The sequence below is a fragment of the Streptomyces sp. CB00316 genome, assembly GCF_001905595.1.
Taxonomy (GTDB): Bacteria; Actinomycetota; Actinomycetes; order Streptomycetales; family Streptomycetaceae; genus Streptomyces.
This window is the reverse complement of the sequence record NZ_LIXI01000009.1, coordinates 191,700-212,866: the sequence shown is the minus strand read 5'-3', so window position 1 is coordinate 212,866 and position 21,167 is coordinate 191,700. Positions and strand designations below refer to the sequence as shown.

The following is a 21,167-nucleotide window of genomic DNA, read 5'->3' as shown; positions in this document are numbered from 1 at the left end:
GGGCACAGCCACCGACCCGGGTCGGATTCAGAGGCCCGCTCTGCGCCTGTTCCATACGTCGAATCCGACCGCCGCGAGCAGCACGAGGCCCTTGATGACCTGCTGCCAGTCGGTGCCCACCCCGACCAGGTTCATGCCGTTGTTGAGCACGCCGAGGACCAGGCCGCCGATGATGGCGCCTGTCACGGTCCCCACGCCACCGCTCATCGAGGCCCCGCCGATGAACGCGGCGGCGATGGCCTCCAGTTCGAAGTTCACGCCCGCCTTGGGCGAGGCCGCGTTGAAGCGGGCCGCGAACACGAGTCCGGCGAGCGCCGCGAGCATTCCCATGTTGAGGAACACCACGAAGGTCACCTTCTTGTCCTTGACCCCGGACAGCTTCGCGGCGGGCAGGTTTCCCCCCACCGCGTACACGTGGCGGCCGATCACCGCGTTGCGCATCACGTAACCGAAGCCGACGAGCAGCACGGCCAGGATGAGGAGTACGACAGGAGCGCCCTTGTAGCTGGCGAGCAACAGGGTCGTGACCAGTACGGCGGCGACCAACGCCGTCACCTTCAGCGCGAAGAGGCTGGTGGGGAGCGATTCCAGTGCGAACTCCCGCCGGCGCCGACGGTCTCGCACCTCCTGGAACACGACGAAGGTGATCAGCCCCAGGCCGAGGAGGAGGGTCAGGTTGTGGTAGTTGGTCTGCGGCCCCGCTTCCGGCAGGAAACCGTTGGCGATCTTCTGCAGTCCCTCCGGGAACGGGCCGAGTGTCTGGCCCTGGAGGAAGATCTCCGTGAGCCCCCGGAACAGAAGCATGCCGGCGAGCGTCACGATGAACGACGGTATGCCCACGTACGCGATGAAGAACCCTTGGAGCGCACCCGCGACGGCCCCCAGCAGGAGGGCGAGGATCACCGCGACGGGCCAGGAGAGATGGTGCTCGACCATGAGCACGGCCCCCACGCCACCTACCAGGGCCATCAGTGAGCCTACTGACAGGTCGATGTGCCCGGAGATGATGACCATCATCATGCCGATGGCCAGGATGAGGATGTAGCTGTTCTGCAGCACCAGGTTGGAAACGTTGCGCGGCAGCAGGAGGTCTCCTCCCGTCCAGACCTGGAACAGAAGCACGATCAGTCCGAGCGCGAGGAGCATCCCGTACTGGCGCATGTTCCGCCGGACGCCGTCCAGAAGCGCACGAGCCACATGCGCCCCGCCGGGCTGGGCGACACCGTCCCCCTGAGGCGCCGGAGCGGTCGACTTCGTGGTGGCGGGGGTGCTCATTCCTGATGTCCTTCGTTGGGGGTGGCGGTGCGTGCGCCGACTGCGGACGGCGCGGGAACGTCCTGCGTCATGTGCCGCATCAGCACTTCCTGGGTGGCGTCCTCGCGGGTGACTTCGCCGGTCAACCGGCCGGCGGCCATGGTGTAGACCCGGTCGCACATGCCGAGCAGTTCGGGCAGTTCGGAGGAGATGAGGAGGATGGCCTTGCCCTCGGCGGCGAGTCGGTCGATCACGGTGTAGATCTCGAACTTGGCCCCCACGTCGACGCCGCGGGTGGGCTCGTCGAGGATGAGTACATCGGGTCCGGCAAGGATCCACTTGCTGAGAACGACCTTCTGCTGGTTGCCGCCGGAAAGTCGGCCGACCGGTTCGAGGACGTTCGGAGCCTTGATGCCCATGGTCCGCCGGTACCGTTCGGCGACTCTGCGCTCCTCGTGGGCGTCGACGATGCCCCTGCGGGCGAGCGTGCGGAGGGACGCGAGCGAGATGTTCCGGCTCACGGAGTCCTCCAGGTTGAGGCCGTAGTGCTTGCGGTCCTCGGTGACGTACGCGATGCCGTTGGCGACCGCTTCGGGAACCGTGCGGGTGCGCACCGCTCGGCCGTCCTTGAGAACGGTCCCCTGCTCGTAGCGGCCGTAGGAGCGGCCGAAGACGCTCATCGCGAGTTCCGTCCGGCCGGCGCCCATGAGCCCCGCGACGCCGACGATCTCGCCGCGGCGGACCCGGAGCGAGACCCGGTCGACGACCTTGCGGCTGTGGTCCAGGGGGTGGCGTACGGTCCAGTCCCGGATCTCCAGGACCGGGTCGACGTCGGCCGGGCCCTTGTACGGGGTGCGGTCGGGGAAGCGACTGTCCAGGCTCCGCCCCACCATGCCTCGGATGATGCGGTCCTCGGTGGTGGCCGGGTCCCTGACGTCCAAGGTCTCGATGGAGCGTCCGTCACGCAGGATGGTGACGGAGTCGGCGATCTGCGCGATCTCGTTGAGCTTGTGCGAGATGATGATGGAAGTGATGCCCTGGTCTTTCAGTTCCCGCATCAGCCGCAGCAGTTTCGCGCTGTCCTCGTCGTTGAGGGCTGCGGTGGGTTCGTCGAGGATCAGCAACCGGACGTCCTTCGCCAGCGCCTTCGCGATCTCCACGAGCTGCTGCTTGCCCACGCCGATGTCGGCCACCCGGGTCTCGGGGTGTTCGTCGAGACCCACGCGCCGCAGCAGTGCGGCGGCACGCCTCAGCGCTTCGCGCCAGTCGATGATGCCTCGTCGCGACGGCTCGTTGCCGAGGAAGATGTTCTCGGCGATGGACAAGTAGGGAACGAGTGCGAGTTCCTGATGGATGATGACGATGCCGTGCCGCTCACTGGCCCTGATGTCCTTGAAGCGGCACGGTTCCCCGTCGAAGAGGACCTCACCCTCGTAGCTCCCGTGCGGATGCACGCCGGACAGGACCTTCATCAGCGTCGACTTGCCGGCGCCGTTCTCTCCGCACAGAGCGTGAACCTCACCCCGCTTCACGGACAGGGTCACTTCCGACAGAGCCCTGACACCGGGGAAGGTCTTGACGATGGCCCGCATCTCCAGAACAGGGTCGGCCGGAGGCACTTTCGAGGACGAGGCGAATGCGGCGGAGCTCAACGGAGCTCCTCGGCCTTGATGTAGCCGGAGTCGACCAGAACCTTCCGGTAGTTCGCCTTGTCGACGCTGATCGGGTCGAGCAGGTAGGCCGGTACCACCTTCTTGCCGTTGTCGTACGTGCTCTCGTCGTTGATCTCGGGCTTCTTGCCGTCGAGGACGGCGATCACCATGTCCGAAGCGACCTTCGCCAGTGCGCGCGTGTCCTTGTACACGGTCTGGGTCTGCTGGTTCGCGATGATCGACTTCACGGAGGCGACCTCGGCGTCCTGACCGGTGACGATCGGCAACGGCTTGGCCGGACTTCCGTAGTCGTCGGACTTCAGGGCGGACAGGATGCCGATCGAGATGCCGTCGTACGGGGACAGCACTGCGTCGACCCTGGCCGTGGAGTAGGCGGAGGTCAGCAGGTCGTCCATGCGCTTCTGTGCCGTGCCTCCGTCCCAGCGCAACGTGGTGACCTGGGCGAGCCGGGTCTGCTGGGAACGTACGACAAGCTGCTTCTTGTCGAGATAGGGCTTCAGCACCTCCATCGCGCCGTTGAAGAAGTACTTGGTGTTGTTGTCATCGTTCGAGCCGGCGAACAGCTCGATGTTGAAGGGGCCCTTCTTCGAGCCGTCCTTCAGGCCCAGCTTCTCGACGATGTAGGTGGCTTGGAGCTTGCCGACCTTCTCGTTGTCGAAGGAGGCGTAGTAGGCGACGTGCGGAGATCCCAGGATGAGCCGGTCGTAGGAGATCACCGGGATGCGGGCGTCCGCCGCCTGTTGCAGGACGTTGGACAGCGCCTCACCGTTGATGGCCGCCACGACCAAGGCGTCGACACCTTGGGTGATCATGTTCTCGATCTGGGCCACCTGCTGGTCGGGGTCGTCCTCCCCGTACTGCAGGTTGGTGCGAAATCCGCTCTTCTTCAGGCCCGCGGTCATGTTGGCGCCGTCCGCGATCCACCTTTCGGAGGACTTGGTAGGCATGGAGATCCCGATGGTGAGGTCCTTCTCGTCCTTCGACTCCTGACTTCCTCCCTCGCTGCTGCGCCCACAGGCCGTCAGGAGCAGGGCGCAGCTGGTGGTTACGGCGAGGAGGAGGGATGCGGCTCGGAAGTTCGTCATGGGCTTACCTGGCAATCTCGTCGTTGAGGGTGTTTCCGTCCCGAAGGGCTTCGGCGGCAGCACATGTCCTCGTACCACCGGGCCTCGTCGCGGAGACGGTCGGGGTTCGACAGCCTCGGTCGAGCTTGATTGTTAGCGCGCGCATCGCCGCAGTACAAGAGGAACCAGGCTTTTTCTCGGGGCGATGCACGCCCGACGACGCGAAGAACGGGGCAAAACCGGGGCATCCCGCAGAGGTTTCTCACCGACACCGCGGGCTGCCTGCCTCCGGACGGCGCCCCAGCGTGGCACACGTGACCCGACGCACCGGTACGCCGGCCCCCCAGGACTCCGAACAGAGGGCTGCTGCATCCGGCATCGACATGACCTCGGCGGGGGGACGCCACGCGGCCGCCGGCTCGCCGATCGACAGGACAGGCTTCCGGTAGGCGCCGTGCCCCGGGAGGCCCGCCGCGAGCCGTCCGCCGGACACCCCCCAGCCGCCGACACGCACGCGGTCGCACTGACCGCCGCCGGCCGGCCGAAGCCGGTGCGCGTGCGGCGTCGGGGCGCGCGAGGGCCTGCCCGGCCGAGACGGTCCACTACAGGATGTGAGACTCTTGCCGACCTTGATTGGGAACGTTAACAATGTAGGGATGCTGGGTTGAGGGCCCTTGTGAGCCACCTGCCGCGGTACGGCGTCACCACCGACCGCACGCCCGGCCAGCCGATCCGGAGAGCACATTGACGCACGGCGACCGGCGGCCTCCGAGAATGCCTCACATGCCGACGTCGCGGTCCGCGTCACCCACCGCTTCATCGCGGTGGACGCCGCGATCCGGCACCACCACCAGACCGCCCGCGCCCGATGGCTACCGGGTCGGTGGCGGCATCGGGTGGGGTTCATGCCGCGTACGACGTGCGGACCTGCCGACACGGCGCGGACGGTCAGGCCCGGAACATCATGATCAGCCGATGTTCCATTGCTGGGGGTTGTTTCCGTTGCACGTCCACTGCCGGACCTCGGCACCGGGCGCGGTCCCCCAGTTGTAGTTGTCCAGGCACAGACCACTGTGCCGGTTGCCGACCTGGTAGTAGCCGTCGCTCACCGGCGTCAGGGCCCAGTCCTGAACCGCCGCTCCGCTACAGGTCCCCTGCTGTACGGCAGCCCCGGGCGTGGTCGCCCAATCACGGTCGTCCAGGCACAGGCCGCTGTGCCGGTTGCGAAGCACGACCGGTGCCGCAGCGACGCCCGCCTCGCCAGAAGGTCCCTGGACGGCGGTTGAGGTGGACACCGGGGTGCCGAGATCCGGGGTGCCGTCCGCCTTCCAGGAGATCTTCTGTACGCGGGTCGTGCGCGAGGTGCCGCAGCCCTGGCCGGCCGAGGAGTTCGCGTGGTAGGCGATCCAGGTCTCGCTGCCTTCGGGCGAGGAGAAGAACGAGTGGTGCCCCGGCCCGAAAACGCCTGCGGCGGCGTCGCGCTGGAATATCGGCGCGGCGTGTTTGGTCCACGACGCGGCGGCGAGAGGACTGCCGCCACGGTACTCCAGCATGCCCAGCTTGTAGTTGGGGCCGTTGCAGTGGCTGGCCGAGTAGGTGAGAAAGGTACGGCCGCCACGCTGCAGGGCGAAGGCCCCCTCGTTGACCGCACCGTCCTGCCGCTCCCAGGCCAGGGTCGGGGCCGAGATCCGCGTCCCGGTCGCGGCTGCGGTCCACGGATTCGCCATGGGCGCGATGTGGATCGACCGCAGATTGTCCTGCGGGGAGAATGCCGAGAACGTCATGTAGAGGCCACCGTTGAGCTTGAGCAGGCTCGCGTCGATGGCCCAGCCGTTGTCGGGCATGAGGTCGATGATGCCTCGGCAGGTGTACGGCCCCAGCGGATCACGCCCGGAACTCTCCAGGACGTGCGTCCTACGGGGCCCGCCGCTCTGCTCGATCGAGTAGTAGAGGCACCAGCGGTCGCCGACCATCTCCAGGTGCGGTGCCCACATCGCAGTCCCACCGGTACGGAAGACCAGTCGCTCCGGTGCGTCGCGCAGACCGGCGAGAGTCGGCGACCGGCGCATGACGACGTCGGACGACCACGTGGTGGCGACGTAGTAGTAGAAGCCCTCGTGGTGTACCAAGGTCGGGTCGGCGCTGTTCGGTGCGCCGACCACGGGATTGGTGAAGGAGGGGCCGGGCGCCGCCTCGGCCCGGGGGGGATGCGACGAGGTTGATGTTCACAACGGTGACGAGGGCCACCGCGAACAGAAGAAGCCGTCCTGCCCATGATGGTTGCCGAGCGAATGACACCGTGCCTTGTGCGGGCACCGTCCCGGAGGCGGCGGCGAGCGCAGCCGCGACGAGCCGGCGGGCGAGCAGTCTCCGATGAGGTCTTCTCCTGGGGAATCCATTGGCGTGTGGGGGCGGGCAGGGGGAGGCGGGGCGCCCCGGCCCGCTTTCCGAAGGGAGATCAAAACGCGTCGGTTCCCTCTGCGATGCCGTGAGGCAGGCAGGGCGAAGCAGTCGTGCGTGTGGGTGGTATGACGCCGTTGAACCGCGGTGCTTTCGGGCTGCGCAAGCCGGGTCTCTCGATTTCACGACCGCCAAGAAGGCGCTCGGTGTCCGTGGCCCGGCAGCGACGGTTCCCTGGACCGGCCCGACGCGGAGACCTGCGAGTACTCCTCGTGAGCACCTTGCGCGCGGTGGGTGCGGGGGCCGGACCCACGACGGTGAGCAGCACGTAACGTAGCGCAGGCGTCCGCCACCGACAACCCTTCTGTTACCGATAACAATCGGCGGGTGGTTGGGAGTTCACCCCCACCGACACGTTAACGGGCGAGCTGCGGAGCCGCCCTCCTTCACCACACCACCTCGCCGTCGACGCGGGGGACGACGTTTCTCGCCAGGTTTGGCGACCGCGGAGCGCTGGCGTCGGCGCGCACCGACCGACGGGAGCAGCACGCCACGGAGTACGGGAGACGCGAGGAGTTGTTTCCGAGGGATTGAGCCCTGGAACGAGCGCTGTTAACGTTCACACCACTGAGATCCCGCAAAAGGACGTTCGTGACCGCGCCGTCCTCGGAGAGCCACCGCCGAGCCGACCACCGAGAATGCGGTTGCCCGATCCTGGGCTCTGCCTTCCCGGCGCCCTTCGCTCTTCCCCGCGCGGGCATCGGCACCACGCCCACGCCTCTCGCCACGGCGAACACTGGACACCGATCCGCTGCCGTCCTCGCATCATCGACGAAGGAGAATCCGTGAGACTCAGAAGTCGTGGCCTGCTCACCGCGTCGGCCGTCCTGGCCGTGTTGTCGGCCGGTATTCCCGCTCCCGCCGCAGCGGCTGCTCCCACCCCCGCGGCAACGTTCGTGAATCCGATCGCCCAGCAGCGCGCCGACCCGCACATCCACAAGCACACGGACGGCTACTACTACTACACGGCGACCGTTCCCGCCTACGACCGCATCGTCCTTCGCCGCGCCACCACGCTGCAGGGGTTGTCGACCGCCCCTGAGACAACGATCTGGACCAAGCACGCCAGCGGTGACATGGGCGCGCACATCTGGGCTCCGGAGATCCACTTCATCGACGGCAAGTGGTACGTGTACTTCGCCGCGGCCCCCGCCGAAGACCCCTGGGCGATCCGTCCGTACGTACTCGAGTCGGGGTCAGCCAATCCGCTCACCGGCGCCTGGACCGAGAAGGGCCGGATCAGCCTGCCGCTGAACACCTTCTCCCTGGACGCAACCACCTTCGTGCACAACGGCATCCGCTATCTGAGCTGGGCACAGGCCGATCCCGCTGTCGGTGACGGCACGGGCATCTACATCGCGCGGATGTCCAATCCCTGGACCATCAGCGGCCGCCCCGCCCGAATCGCCTCCCCCACCCACGCGTGGGAGACGAGAGGCCACCGGGTCAACGAGGGGCCGGCCTTCATCAGCAAGGGCGACAAGGTCTTCATGACCTTCTCCGCCAGTGCGACCGACAGCAATTACTGCCTGGGCCTCCTGACGGCCGACCGGACGTCCGATCTGCTCAACCCCGCCTCCTGGTCCAAGAAGCCCACCCCCGTCTTCACCAGCAACGTGGCGACGAGCCAGTACGGTCCGGGCCACAACTCCTTCACCGTCTCCGAGAACGGTGCGTCGGACGTCATGGTCTACCACTCCCGCACCTACCGGGACATCAGCGGCGACCCGTTGAACGACCCCAACCGGCAGACCCGGATGCAGAAGCTGTACTGGAACAGCGACGGCACTCCCAATTTCGGCGTGCCCGTCGCCGAAGGCCCCACCCCCGTCCGCCTCTCGTCGTTCAACTTCCCCGATCGGTACATCCGCCACTCAGGCCTGCGGGCTCGGGTGGAGGCGAACGTCACCGACCTCGCCGACTCGCAGTTCCGTGTCGTCGACGGGCTGACCGGCAACGGCACCGTCTCCCTTGAGTCGGCGAACTTCCCCGGCCACTATCTGCGCCACAAGGGCTTCGAGGTCTGGCTGGAGAGGAACGACGGATCCTCTCTCTTCTCGGCCGACGCCTCGTATCGCCGCAGGCCGGGCCTGGCCGACGCGGCGGTCGGTCTCTCCTTCGAGTCGTTCAACTACCCCGGCCGCTACCTTCGGCACTACGACAGTCTTCTGCACGTGCAGCCGGTGAACTCGGCGCTGGACCGGGCCGACGCCACCTACTCCGTCGAGTAGGCGCCCCGTGGCAGGACCTGGCACCCGTTCCGCTCCCATGTGAAGGAGCCCCGCCCGGCGGGCGGGGCTCCTTCACATGGGAGCGGAACGGGTCACGCTTCGGTTTGGGTCACATTCGCTGGGCCAGCCGGTGGTACGCCTGATTCCAGCGCAGACGGTCCGCGAAGTCGTGGGCCGTCGTGGTGTCGTCGATCATCACCAGCTCGGTGCCGGCCATCTGCGCGAAGTCACGCAGGACGTCCGACCCCACCGTGGTGAGGACCGTGTGGTGCGGGCCGCCGGCCATCAGCCAGCACTCGGCCGACGTGGACAGCGAAGGGCGCGGCTCCCACACCGCCCGCGCCACCGGCAGGCACGGAAGCGGCTCGTCCGGCAACACGACATCGATGTCGTTGGCCACCAGCCTGAAGCGGTCGCCCATGTCGGCCAGGCCGATCACCGTGGCAGGGCCCGCGGCGGCGTCGAACACCAGGCGCACGGGGTCCTCACGCCCTCCGATCGACAAGGGGTGGACCTCACAGGACGGCTGGGCGTCCGCGATCGAGGGACACACCTCCAGCATGTGCGCGCCGAGGGTCCTGGGCGTACCTGGCCCGAAGTGGTAGGTGTAGTCCTCCATGAACGAAGCTCGCGGGCCCATGGCCTTCGCGGCGGCGAGCAGCGCGGAGGTCTTCCAGTCGCCCTCGCCGCCGAAGCCGTACCCGTCGGCCATGAGGCGCTGGACGGCCAGGCCGGGCAGTTGGCGCAGTCCGCCGAGGTCCTCGAAGTTGGTGGTGAAGGCGCCGAAACCGCCCTCCACGAGGAACCGACGCAGGCCGGCCTCGATGGCCGCCGCGTAGCGCAGTGAGGGGTGGCGATCACCACCTGGCTTCAACTCCGTTGCCAGAGAGTAGAGGTCGGAGTACTCGCCGACGAGATCGTCGATCTCCCCGGCGCTGACGGCGTCGACGAGTTCGACAAGGTCGTTGACGCCGTAGGTGTTGACGCTGACGCCGAACCGGAGTTCCGCCTCCACCTTGTCGCCCTCGGTCACGGCAACGTCGCGCATGTTGTCGCCGAAGCGCGCCAGGCGGAGATACCGCATGCGATGGAAGCCGATAGCCGCCCGGACCCAGTCGTCGACCCGCCTGACGACCTCCGGATCGGACACATGACCCACCACGGTCTTGCGGGCCATCCCGATGCGGGTCTGTATGTAGCCGAACTCCCGGTCGCCGTGGGCGGCCTGGTTGAGGTTCATGAAGTCCATATCGATGGACGACCACGGCAGTTCCCGGTTGAGCTGGGTGTGCAGGTGCAGCAGCGGCTTACGCAGCGCGTCGAGCCCGGAGATCCACATCTTCGCCGGAGAGAAGGTGTGCATCCACGCGATCACCCCGACGCAGGACGGGTCGGTGTTGGCCGCCTCCAGGGTCTGCCTGATGGCGGAGGCCTCGGTCAGGACCGCCTTTCCGACGATGTCGGCGCCGATCCGACCGGAAGCGGCCAGCATCTCCTGGATCCTGGCCGACTGCTCCGCCACCTGGTTCAGGGTCTCGGGGCCGTAGAGGTGCTGGCTTCCCGTCAGGAACCAGATCTGCGGCTGGGTTGTGCTGTTCATCGGTCTTCCCCTCGTGGGCTCACTGGCCGTAGACGTTCTGGTAGCGCTCGTAGAGCCGGTCAACGGCGGCCGGGTCGATGGCGTCCGGGGTACCGAGCTGGTGGGCGAAGTGGACGGTGCGGGCCACGTCCTCGACCATGACGGCCGCTTTCACGGCCGAACGCGCGTCCCGGCCGACGGTGAAGGGGCCGTGGCCGCGCATGAGGACGGCGGGCGAGCGGCTGTCACGGAGGGTGTCCACGATGCCGCGTCCGATGGAGTCGTCACCGATGAGCGCGAAGGGGCCGACCGGGATCTCGCCGCCGAACTCGTCGGCGATCATGGTCAGGACACACGGGATGGGTTCCCCGCGCGCGGCCCAAGCGGTGGCGTAGGGCGAGTGTGTGTGAACCACACCGCCGACCTCGGGCATGTGCCGGTAGACGTAGGCGTGGGCGGCGGTGTCCGAGGACGGCGCCAGATCGCCCTCCACCAGGTTGCCGTGCAGGTCGGTCACGACCATGGTGTCCGGGCTCAGGTCGTCGTAGGACACGCCGGAGGGCTTGATGACCATGAGGTCCTCCCCCGGAACGCGGGCCGAGACGTTTCCGGCGGTCCAGATCACCAGCCCGTATCGCGTCAGTTCGCGGTGCAGGCCGGCGACGGTCTGCCGGAGGTTCATCACGCTGTCGACGGCGCCCATCACTTCTCCTTCGATTCGATGGCAGAGCGGCGCATGGCCCGTAGTCTGCGCATGACGTCGCTGCCGCCCCGGCCGAAGTGGTCGTGCAGGGCGACGTATTCGGCGAAGAGCCGGTCGTAGGCGGCGGCTTCCGCGGGACGGGGCCGGTAGACGGCTCGGTCGACCGAGCCCATGGCAGCAGCGGCGGCTCGGACATCACGGTGCGCACCTGCGGCCACCGCCGCATGGAGCGCCGATCCGAGGGCCGGCCCCTGGGCGGAGCGGATGATCGACAGCGGCAGGCCGAGGACGTCGGAGTAGAGCTGCATCAGGAACGCGTTGCGCACCAGGCCGCCGGCGACGATGAGTTCGTCCACGGGTACGCCCGCGGTGGTGAAGGTCTGCACGATCGTGCGCGTGCCGAACGCGGTGGCTTCGAGCAGAGCACGGTAGATGTCCTCGGGCCGGGTGGACAGCGTCTGCCCCACGACCATTCCGGACAGCTCGTGGTCGACCAGCACCGAGCGGTTGCCACTGTGCCAGTCGAGGGCGATCAGCCCGTGCTCACCGACCTCCTGGTTCGCGGCCAGTTCGGTGAGCAGTTCGTGGACGGACAGGCCGCGTTCCCGAGCCTGCGCGTGGTAGCCCTCGGGGACCTGGTGGTCGACGTACCAGGCGAAGATGTCCCCCACTCCGCTCTGTCCGGCCTCGTAACCCCACAGCCCGTCGACGATGCCTCCGTCGACCACGCCGCACATGCCGGGGACCTCGCGCAAAGTGTCGCCGTTGAGGACGTGGCAGGTGGATGTGCCCATGATCGCGACCAGCTGGCCAGGCTCCACCGCCCCGGCCGCCGGGGCGGTGACATGTGCGTCGACGTTTCCGACGGCAACCGCGATGCCCTGCGGGAGCCCGGTCCAGGCCGCGGCCTCGGCGCTCAGAGCACCGGCCCTGTCGCCGAGCCGACCGATGGGCTGATCCAGCTTCTCCGTCACGAAGTCGGCGAAGGCGGGGTTCAGTTCGGTGAGGAAGTCCGAGGCGGGGTACTCGCCGTCCTGGCGCATTCCCTTGTAACCGGCGCTGCAGGCGTTGCGTACGTACGCCCCGGTGAGCCGCCAGACGATCCAGTCTGCGGCCTCCACCCACCGGTCCATGGCGGCGTACACCTCGGGCGCCTCCTCCAGCATCTGCAGCGCCTTGGCGAACTCCCACTCCGAGGAGATCAGCCCTCCGTAACGCGGCAGCCACTTCTCCCCGCGCTCCCGGGCCAGCGCGTTGATCCGGTCGGCCTGCGGCTGGGCGGCGTGGTGGCGCCAGAGCTTGACGTAGGCGTGAGGATTCCCTGCGAGCTCAGGCAGGTCGCAGAGCGGGGTTCCGTCCCGGATGGTCGGCACCATCGTGCAGGCGGTGAAGTCGGTCCCGATCCCGATCACATGAGCTGGATCGACCCCGGCGTCCGCGATCGCGGCCGGTACGGCGATGCGCAGGACGTCGAGGTAGTCCTCGGGAACCTGCAGTGCCCAGTCCGGCGGCAGGCTCTGGCCCGTCGCGGGAAGGGACCGGTCGATGACGCCGTGACGGTAGGCATGGACACCCGTGCCCAGCTCGGCCCCGTCCCGGACCCGTACCACTACGGCGCGTCCGGAAAGCGTGCCGTAGTCGACACCGACCACGAGGGAGTCAGGTTCGTCGGCCATGAAGCCACCTTTAGTCGTTCGTCGAAGGACACTCGAAGTGTTATCGCTAACAATCTGCGCGTCAAGACATCCACAGACAGCAAAGTCCCGGCATGTGAGCGTGCTCAGGCAGGGATTCGAGCGATCGACCGGAGTCGCGGCTCAGCCGCGCGGGGACGCGACGCTCTCACGCGGGATGAGCGTGGGGTTGAGCGTGCGCAGCGAAGGCCCTGACTCGCCCTCGATCCGGGCCAGCAGAAGACTGAGGGTCTCGGTGGCCACCCCGTCGAAGTCCGGGCGCACCGTGGTCAACGGGGGCGAGAAGAACTCGGCCTCGGGCACGTCGTCGAAACCGACGATGCTCACGTCGCCAGGGACGTCACGGCCCCGCTCCGCCATGGCGCGGATGGCACCGAGGGCCAGATGGTCGTTGGCCGCGAACACCGCGGTCACGTCCGGCATGCGGGCCAGCATCTGGCCCGCACGGTAGCCGGAGGACGCGCTCCAGTCCGCGGAACTGACCGGTGGAACCTCCGCGCCGGCCTCCCGCAGGGCACGCCGCCATCCGCACTCCCGGCCCGCGGCATCGAACCAGTCCGGCGGACCCGAGATGTGCCACACGGTCTGATGCCCCGCGTCCAGCAGGTGTCGGGTGGCCGCGAAGGCTCCCGCTTCCTGGTCCACCGTGACCAGCGCTCCGCCCCGGTCGGGGTCCCCGTCGACGGCGACGAGCGGAACATCGGCCGGAATCTCCGCCAGCGCCTCGTCGGCGGATGCCGTGGGTGCGATGACCACGATGCCGGCGACCCGCTGGTCGCGGTGGTGCTCCACCGCCGCGGCGATGGACGAGCGGTCAAGGACACGCACCCGTCGCACGCTCACCGCGAAGCCCTGGGCCGCGGCGGCCAGTTCGAAGGCGGCCAGCATCGAGGTGGGCCCGTACAGGGTCGAGTTCTGCGCCACCACGCCGATCTGCTGGGACCGGCCGGTCACCAGGGTGCGCGCGGCACGGTTGGGCCGGTATCCCAGCTCGGTGATCGCGGCACGTACTCTCAGCCGCGTCTGCTCCCGGACGTTGGGGTGCCCGTTGAGGACGCGGGAGACGGTCTGATGGGAGACCCCTGCGAGCCGTGCCACATCCGTCATCGCCGGCTCGCGTACCCGGGTAGCCGCCGAGGTGTCCTCCACCTGCATCTCCTGACTCCGCCGTTTCTGCCTGCCCGGTACCTGTGAGGGACCACGCAGGGACGCGCCACCTTGAACCTTAACCAGGCCGAGGGGCTGACAACCAGCTCCCCCTCCCCGCGGGCGCCGGAATCCGGCTGCGGGGCGCTTCAGGCCCTTTGGTTCCCAGCGGCGCTTGAACAATGAGCGTTAACATATCGCATCCCTCCCCTCTGCCTTGAGCAAGCAAAATTACGGCGTTCCAGGGGTTGACTGGGTAGATGTGAACGCTCACTCTGATGCACCAGTGACTCCGGTCACGCGAAGCTCGCCACCCCGAGTGAGCACGGTTGAGCACGGAGGAAGCAGTGTTGAAGAAGATCGCCACAGGTGTCAGCGTTCTGCTGCTCGCCACACTGACGGCGTGTGGCTCGGGCAGCACCTCGAGCAAGGACGGCGACAGCGGCGCGGCCGGCAAGATCACCATGGGCTTCGCCCAGGTCGGTGCTGAGAGCGGCTGGCGCACGGCCAACACGAAGTCCGTCCAGCAGTCCGCGAAGACCGCGGGCGTGGAGCTGAAGTTCTCCGACGCTCAGCAGAAGCAGGAGAACCAGATCAAGGCCATCCGCTCCTACATCCAGCAGAAGGTCGACGTGATCGCTTTCAGCCCGGTGGTGGAGACCGGCTGGGACGCGGTACTGCTGGAGGCCAAGCGGGCCCGCATCCCCGTGATCCTGACCGACCGCGCGGTCGACTCCGACGACGACACCCTGTATGAGACGTTCCTCGGCTCCGACTTCGTCGAGGAGGGCGAGAAGGCCGGCGAGTGGCTCGTCGAGAACACCAAGGGTCCCGTCAACGTGGTGGAACTGCAGGGCACCACCGGCGCCGCGCCCGCCATCGACCGCAAGAAGGGCTTCGAGGAGAAGATCGCCGCACGCCCCGACATCAAGATCAAGGCATCCCAGAGCGGTGACTTCACCCGCTCCGGCGGCAAGCAGGTCATGGAGGCCATCCTGCGCTCCAACCCCGACGTCGACGTCGTCTACGCACACAACGACGACATGGGCCTGGGTGCCATCGAAGCCATCAAGGCGGCCGGCAAGAAGCCCGGCAAGGACATCAAGATCATCACTGTCGACGCCGTCAAGGACGGTATGCAGGCGTTGGCCGACGGGGAGATCAACTACATCGTCGAATGCAATCCGCTCCTCGGCGACCAGCTCATGGACCTCGCCAAGAAGGTCGTGAACGGCGAGAAGGTACCCAAGCGTGTGGTCACCGAGGAGACCACCTTCACGCCCGAGCAGGCGAAGAAGGCGCTGCCCGACCGGCAGTACTGACCGAAGAGCTCCGGTTCCTGCCACCGTGCCCCTCCTGGTGGTGGCAGGAACCGTACCCACGACGAAAGCACTGGTCATGACCGATTCCTCAGCGCTCACCGGCACCCCGGTGGTCGACATGCGCGACATCAGCGTCGAGTTCCCTGGCGTCAAAGCTCTCTCGGGCGTCGACTTCCGCCTGCTGCCCGGTGAAGTGCACGCCCTGATGGGCGAGAACGGGGCAGGCAAGTCCACTCTCATCAAGGCACTCACCGGCGTGCACCCTCCGACGACAGGCGTCATACACCTGCATGGCGAACCGGTCGCTTTCGACGCGCCCGGCCAAGCGCAGGATGCGGGGATCAGCACCGTCTACCAGGAGGTCAATCTCCTGCCCAACCTCTCGGTGGCGGAGAACATCCTGCTGGGCCGCGAGCCACGCCGGCTGGGCCACATCGACGGACGGGCCATGCGCGCGCGGGCGAGGGAACTGCTCACCCGCGTCGGCCTGTCCATCGACCCCGCCTCTGTTCTGGGGTCCCACCCGATCGCTGTGCAGCAACTCGTGGCGATCGCGAGGGCACTGGTCGTGGACGCACGCGTCCTGGTTCTGGACGAGCCCACCTCCAGCCTTGACGGCGATGAGGTCGCCGAACTCTTCCGCATCGTGCGCGTGCTGCGCGACGAGGGAGTCGCCATCCTGTTCGTCTCCCACTTCCTGGACCAGGTCTACGAGATCGCCGACCGCATGACCATCCTGCGCAACGGCTCACTCGTCGGCGAGTACCTGCCTTCCGAGATGAACCACATCGAGCTTGTCGCAGCGATGCTCGGCCGCGAACTGGGAGTGCTGGAGGAGGTGCAGCGGCGTTCGGAGGCCCGGGCTCCCGGCACCGCGCCGCTGCTCAGCGCCGTCGCCCTGGGCCGCACGGGAGCGATCGCCCCCGTCGACCTGGAGATCCACGCCGGGGAGGTCGTCGGTCTGGCCGGTCTGCTCGGCTCGGGCCGCACGGAACTGGCCCGCCTGCTCTTCGGCGCGGACCGCGCGCATACCGGAACTCTCACGTTCGACGGCAGGGAGCACCGCCCCCGCGGCCCGCGGGCGATGATCGCCCAGGGCGTGGCCTTCTGCTCCGAGGACCGCAAGGCCGAAGGGGTCGTCGCCGATCTCAGTGTCCGCGACAACCTCGTGCTCGCCCTGCAGGCCGCACGAGGGTGGGCACGCCCCATCCCACGGCGCACCTCCGACGCTCTGGTGAAGGAGTACATAGCGAAGCTGGACATCCGCCCTGCCGATCCCGACGCCATCATGAGCACCCTCTCCGGCGGCAACCAGCAGAAGGTGCTGCTCGCACGCTGGCTCGTCACCCGGCCCCGCCTGCTCATCCTCGACGAACCCACCCGGGGCATCGACGTCGGCGCCAAGGCGCACATTCAGAAGGTCGTGGCCGACCTCGCGGGTGAGGGAATGGCGGTGCTGTTCATCTCCGCCGAACTGGAAGAAGTGGTACGCGTGTCCGACCGGGTCGTCGTCCTGCGCGATCGGCACAAGGTAGCCGAACTGACCGGCCATGACGTGTCGGTGGACAAGATCATGTCCGTTATCGCCGCTCCCAGCGACAACCACACCGCGGCGGTGGCTTCGTGACGCGCGGGCGGCTGCTGTGGCCGCTCGTCGCCCTGGCCGCGCTGATCGTCCTCAACATCGCCGTCGAGCCATCCTTCGTGGAACTCCGGATCCAGGACGGGCACCTCTTCGGCAGCATGGTCGACATCCTGCGCAACGGAGCGCCGACGCTCCTGATCGCCGTCGGCATGACCCTGGTCATCGCCACCCGCGGCATCGATCTGTCCGTGGGTGCCGTCGCCGCCATCGCCGGCGCGATCGCCTGCACCTACATATCCGGCGGCGGGGACGCGGCGACCGCGATCCTGCTGGCTCTGAGCGTGTGCGTCCTGCTCGGGCTGTGGAACGGCTTCCTGGTCTCCGTCCTCGGCATCCAGCCGATCATCGCCACCCTGGTCCTGATGACGGCCGGCCGTGGCGGCGCCATGCTGCTCACCGAAGGCCAGATCATCACCGTCAGGGATCCGCTCTACCGGCAGATCGGCTCGGGCTTCCTCATCCTGCCGATCGCGATCCTGATCAGCCTCGCCGTACTGACGGCAGTCGCCCTCATCACCCGCCGGACCGCTTTGGGCATGCTCATCGAAGCCGTGGGGATCAACCCCAGGGCAGGCGAGCTCGCGGGCGTACGCTCACGCACGATCATCTGGACGGTCTACGTCTTCGCCGGTCTGTGCGCGGGTGTCGCGGGCCTGATGATCAGTTCCAACGTGAACGCCGCAGACGCCAACAGCGCCGGTCTGTGGATCGAGATGGACGCCATCCTCGCTGTCGTCATCGGAGGCACTTCGCTTGCCGGGGGCCGGTACTCCCTCGCGGGGACCATGCTGGGCGCCCTCGTGATCCAGACGCTGACCACCACCGTCTACACCATCGGGGTCCCGACCAACGTCACTCTGGTCTTCAAGGCCGTCGTGGTGATCGCCGTCTGCCTGCTCCAGTCACCCCGCACGACGAAGATGCTCCGTACACGCCGTAAGACCGCAGTTCCTACGTCCCGCTCCCAGGAGGTGGCCGCCGGATGAGCACCATGGCTCTTTCCTCCGCACGCTTTCCCCAGCGCTTCCTGCCCGTGGTCGCGACCTTCGCGGTGTTCGTGGTCACCTTCGGAGCCGGATCGGTCCGCTACGAGAACTTCGCATCGGGACAGGTGGTCGCGAACCTGTTCGTCGACAACTCCTTCCTCATCGTCCTCGCGGTGGGCATGACGTTCGTCATCCTGACCGGTGGCATCGACCTCTCCGTCGGCGCGGTCGCCGCCCTCTCGACCATGATCGCCGCGGCCACCCTCAACGCGGGCTGGCCTCCGCTGCTTTCGATCATCACTGTCCTCGGATCAGGCGCCACCCTGGGTCTGCTCATGGGTCTGGTCATCCACCACTTCGAGGTCCAGCCCTTCATCGTCACGCTTGCGGGCATGTTCCTGGCCCGCGGGCTGTGCTTCCTCATCAGTGTCGAGTCGGTCTCCATCACCGAGCCCGCGTTCCGTGAGTTCGCGAGCGGGGCCATCACCCTGCCGGGTGACATCACACTGACCTACAGCGTCGTGATCGCACTGGCCGTGGTCCTGGGCGCGCTGTACGTCCTGCACCTGACGCGCTTCGGCCGGACCGTCTACGCCGTGGGCGGCAGTGAGTCGTCGGCCCGCCTGATGGGCTTGGCCACCAGGCGGGCCAAGGTCGGCGTCTACGTGGTGAGCGGCTTCTGCTCCGCACTGGGCGGCCTGCTCTTCAGCCTCTACATGCTCTCCGGCTACGGTCTGCACGCCGTCGGCATGGAACTCGACGTCATCGCCGCCGTGGTCATAGGTGGGACTCTTCTCGCAGGCGGGACCGGCTACCTGCTGGGCTCAGTGGTGGGGGTGCTGGTCCTCGGCACCGTGCAGTCGTTGATCTCCTTCGAAGGCACCCTCAGTTCCTGGTGGACGAAGATCGTCATCGGTGCGCTCCTGCTAGCTTTCATCGTGCTCCAGCGTCTGATCGTCCGCCGACAGGCCTGAGCCAGAGGCTGGTCGCCACGTCTGCGGCCCGTCAGGCACCCGTGCACAACGCCATCAGCGGCGGAGTTCGGCACGGCCCGGTGATCCAGGCAGGCCAGATCACCGGGCTCACATCCCATGTCCACAGTCTCGGCCTCCCGGTCCGGGACTGAGATAGGTCAGCAATGAGATCCCCTCGGCCGGTTCGAGGATCGCCACGCATGGCACGGAGTGCGTCGGTGGCCAAAGGTGCGCCACGTCGAACGGAGTTCTGTGAAGCCAAGCTCTGTGACCTGCGAACCGCGGGGTGACCGCGCACCCCACCCAGTTGTGTGCCACCGCCGATGCGAGCGGTCGCCGGCCCGCCGAACGCCTGGGCTGCGCGGTCGGCTGGGCTAACCTGCCCGGATGAGTCTCCTTGATGACGTGGCCGAGCGCGACGGCCGGCGGTGCTGGGTGTGCGACGAAGCGGTCGACCTCGACAAGTCGGTGAACGACCCGCGGGGGCCCAGCGTCGACAGCCGGACCGCCGACCGGAAAGCCAAGGTCACCGAGCGGCTCGCGCACCGCGGATGCAACACCCGCAAGGGTGCGGTCAAGGTGGTCATCGCCTGGCCGGACCGCCTGTACGTGGTCGAACCCGCGCCGCTGATCACCGTTGCCGGGAGGCTGGAGCGCAAGGGGGGCCGCGAGATGGTGGGCCGTTGTCCGACCAGGCGGGACGCCCAGGAGGCGGCGGACTGGTTGGTGGACCGGTTCTCCCGACTGGTACCCGGGCTGCCGGTGACCGCCGACATCGAGCCGGGCGGCGGCCAGTTCCTCGTCTTCCTGGCCTCCGGCCGCCGCTGACCAGGGATCAGCAGCTCTTCTCCGAGGCCCACGCGGCTGGGAGAACGTCCCGCTCACGTCGCCACTTCTTCACGCCGATGCGCCACGTGCAAGCAGGGCGGTGCCCCCTATGGGCCGGCCGACGCGCAGGGGCGGGTCGGCCGGTCGTGTAGGACCTCAGTGACCTCAGTGGCGCTCGGGCAGGTCACGCTCGGCGGGCATCGGTGCGAGGTCAGGGACGCCGGAGGGCGCCGTGGAGCGCGCGGTCGAGGCGGGTGTCAACTTCTTGCCGCAGAAGGCGGCCTCCAGGGTGTCGCCCAGCGCGGTGTTCGCGGCGCCGTGGTTGGAGGTGTTGGCCAACGCCGAAAGGCTGCGGCGGCCGTCGCGGGTGGAGAAGGCGTAGGTGTAGAAACCCTGGACGGTGCCGGTGTGCCCGTACACCTGGGTGCCGCAGGACAGGTCGTAGCGGCGCAGACCGAGGCCGTAGAACCGGGTGTTGGTGGTATCCGTCGGCGTGACCGTGGTCATTTCCGCCAGTGTCGCCGCAGACAGCAACCGGCCGCGCATCAGGGCGCCGGTGAAGGTGTTGAGGTCGGCGGGGCTGGAGATGACGGCGCCCGCGGACTGCGCCCAGGACACGGTCTGCTCGGTGGAGTCGACGAGCGGCGCACCAGCCTCGTCGGGGTGCAGATAGCCCCGCACGTGTGTGCCCTTCATGCGCGTGTCGGGATGGACGTACGCGGTTTTGCGCAGCTCCAGCGGCTTGATGATGCGCCGCTGGTAGGCGTCGGCCACCGGGCGTCCCGTCAGCTTCTCGATCAGCATGCCGACGACGACGAAGTTGGCGTTCGAGTACTTGTACGCGGCACCGGGCTCGGTGGTCCGGGGTTCGGCGAGGGAGAGGTCGACCAGTTCCTGGTAGCTGAACACCCGGTTGCGTACCGCCTCGAAGCCCGGCACGGTCTGGTCGAACATGGCGTTGGTGTAGTCGGCCAGGCCGCTGCGATGGGTGACGAGATGACGGACCGTGATCCGGTCGTCGGGCAACAGCCCTTCAAGATAGGTGTTGACGGGCGCGTCCAGCTTGAGCCGCCCCTCTTCCACCAGTTGGAGCAACACGACGCTGGAGAAGGTCTTGCTGACGCTGCCGATCCGGAACCGCGCCTGGATGTCCATGGCCGCGCCGGACTCCCGGTCACGGACGCCGACGGCCCTTCCTCTGGCCCCGTCCGGGCCGGAGTACCGGGCCATCGCCCCCGGCGCCCCGCTGGCCATCGCGGACTCGAGTGCGGCAACGATGCCGGCCATATCGGGCGCGGGCGTCCGGTCGGCGGCGGGGGCCGCGGACGCGCTGGTGGCGGGAGCGAGACCACCGGCGAGAGCGGCGATCAAAGCGGCACTCACGGTCAGACGGCGGCGTGACAGCAGGGGCACGGTCATCCTCGGTTCTCTCTCTGTCGGATGGGTACGGCAGCGCCGCGGCGATCGATCACGGGCGCCACAAAAGGGATGTATCGCATAGGTGGAACAAATCCCAGCACACGGGGTACGGCGTCTGGGCAGTCCGGGCACCGCTCGGCTGCTCTTCACCGGCCGGGAGCGCGATGCCGGGTGGCGTGGCACGGTCCG

General features: G+C 67.9%; 15 protein-coding genes. 6 read left to right on the top strand and 9 right to left on the bottom strand.

From position 1 onward, the window contains the following. Positions 1-27 precede the first annotated feature (27 nt). The 4 genes from mmsB to AMK21_RS24760 all read right to left on the bottom strand — a co-directional run bounded on the left by mmsB (position 28) and on the right by AMK21_RS24760 (position 6,153). The gene (mmsB, locus tag AMK21_RS24775; protein ID WP_073881377.1) at positions 28-1,275 is read right to left on the bottom strand and encodes a multiple monosaccharide ABC transporter permease; all 1,248 of its coding nucleotides are present in this window, start codon (positions 1,273-1,275) and stop codon (positions 28-30) included. After that, positions 1,272-2,846 (bottom strand): multiple monosaccharide ABC transporter ATP-binding protein, encoded by a 1,575-nt coding sequence (mmsA, locus tag AMK21_RS24770; protein WP_107429985.1) that lies wholly within the window; start codon positions 2,844-2,846, stop codon positions 1,272-1,274. The genes mmsB and mmsA overlap by 4 nt, the downstream gene beginning before the upstream one ends. Before the next feature lie 56 nt (positions 2,847-2,902). Further along, positions 2,903-4,012, bottom strand: a complete 1,110-nt coding sequence (chvE, locus tag AMK21_RS24765) for a multiple monosaccharide ABC transporter substrate-binding protein (protein WP_073881375.1) — start codon at positions 4,010-4,012, stop codon at positions 2,903-2,905. Positions 4,013-4,959: 947 nt separating this feature from the next. Further along, the gene (locus AMK21_RS24760; RefSeq protein ID WP_079181241.1) at positions 4,960-6,153 is read right to left on the bottom strand and encodes a family 43 glycosylhydrolase; all 1,194 of its coding nucleotides are present in this window, start codon (positions 6,151-6,153) and stop codon (positions 4,960-4,962) included. Between the two features lie 1,134 nt (positions 6,154-7,287). On the opposite strand from AMK21_RS24760, the gene AMK21_RS24755 reads away from it, so the two are divergent. Beyond that, entirely contained in the window at positions 7,288-8,682 is a 1,395-nt protein-coding gene (locus AMK21_RS24755; RefSeq protein ID WP_251052007.1) for a family 43 glycosylhydrolase, read from the top strand. A gap of 109 nt (positions 8,683-8,791) precedes the next feature. Here the strand turns inward: AMK21_RS24755 and araA are convergent, their stop codons facing one another. From araA to AMK21_RS24735, 4 genes are all read right to left on the bottom strand, one after another. Then, on the bottom strand, positions 8,792-10,282 hold the full coding sequence (gene araA / locus AMK21_RS24750) for an L-arabinose isomerase (RefSeq protein ID WP_073881374.1): 1,491 nt from the start codon (positions 10,280-10,282) through the stop codon (positions 8,792-8,794). Between the two features lie 19 nt (positions 10,283-10,301). Beyond that, positions 10,302-10,964 (bottom strand): L-ribulose-5-phosphate 4-epimerase, encoded by a 663-nt coding sequence (locus AMK21_RS24745; protein ID WP_073881373.1) that lies wholly within the window; start codon positions 10,962-10,964, stop codon positions 10,302-10,304. Beyond that, positions 10,964-12,640: a ribulokinase gene (gene araB, locus AMK21_RS24740; RefSeq protein ID WP_073881372.1), complete on the bottom strand. Its 1,677-nt coding sequence runs from the start codon at positions 12,638-12,640 to the stop codon at positions 10,964-10,966. The genes AMK21_RS24745 and araB overlap by 1 nt, the downstream gene beginning before the upstream one ends. Before the next feature lie 141 nt (positions 12,641-12,781). After that, the gene (locus AMK21_RS24735; RefSeq protein ID WP_073881371.1) at positions 12,782-13,813 is read right to left on the bottom strand and encodes a LacI family DNA-binding transcriptional regulator; all 1,032 of its coding nucleotides are present in this window, start codon (positions 13,811-13,813) and stop codon (positions 12,782-12,784) included. A 338-nt stretch (positions 13,814-14,151) separates the two neighbouring features. Between AMK21_RS24735 and AMK21_RS24730 the strand changes: the two genes are divergently transcribed. The 5 genes from AMK21_RS24730 to AMK21_RS24710 all read left to right on the top strand — a co-directional run bounded on the left by AMK21_RS24730 (position 14,152) and on the right by AMK21_RS24710 (position 19,559). Continuing rightward, a complete protein-coding gene (locus AMK21_RS24730) occupies positions 14,152-15,126 on the top strand; it encodes an ABC transporter substrate-binding protein (protein ID WP_073881370.1) in 975 nt (324 codons plus the stop codon). Positions 15,127-15,202: 76 nt separating this feature from the next. Further along, on the top strand, positions 15,203-16,753 hold the full coding sequence (locus AMK21_RS24725) for a sugar ABC transporter ATP-binding protein (RefSeq protein ID WP_073881369.1): 1,551 nt from the start codon (positions 15,203-15,205) through the stop codon (positions 16,751-16,753). After that, positions 16,750-17,757, top strand: a complete 1,008-nt coding sequence (locus AMK21_RS24720) for an ABC transporter permease (protein ID WP_073881368.1) — start codon at positions 16,750-16,752, stop codon at positions 17,755-17,757. The genes AMK21_RS24725 and AMK21_RS24720 overlap by 4 nt, the downstream gene beginning before the upstream one ends. Continuing rightward, entirely contained in the window at positions 17,754-18,731 is a 978-nt protein-coding gene (gene yjfF, locus AMK21_RS24715; protein WP_073881367.1) for a galactofuranose ABC transporter, permease protein YjfF, read from the top strand. Before AMK21_RS24720 ends, yjfF begins: the two co-directional genes overlap by 4 nt. Positions 18,732-19,118: 387 nt before the next feature. Further along, complete coding sequence (locus AMK21_RS24710; RefSeq protein ID WP_073881366.1) at positions 19,119-19,559, top strand: hypothetical protein; 441 nt, start codon at positions 19,119-19,121, stop codon at positions 19,557-19,559. Between the two features lie 165 nt (positions 19,560-19,724). On the opposite strand, the gene AMK21_RS24705 is transcribed toward AMK21_RS24710, so the two are convergent. Further along, positions 19,725-20,978 carry a serine hydrolase domain-containing protein gene (locus AMK21_RS24705; RefSeq protein WP_073881365.1) on the bottom strand — a complete coding sequence of 418 codons (1,254 nt, stop codon included), beginning with the start codon at positions 20,976-20,978 and terminating at the stop codon, positions 19,725-19,727. Positions 20,979-21,167: the final 189 nt, after the last annotated feature.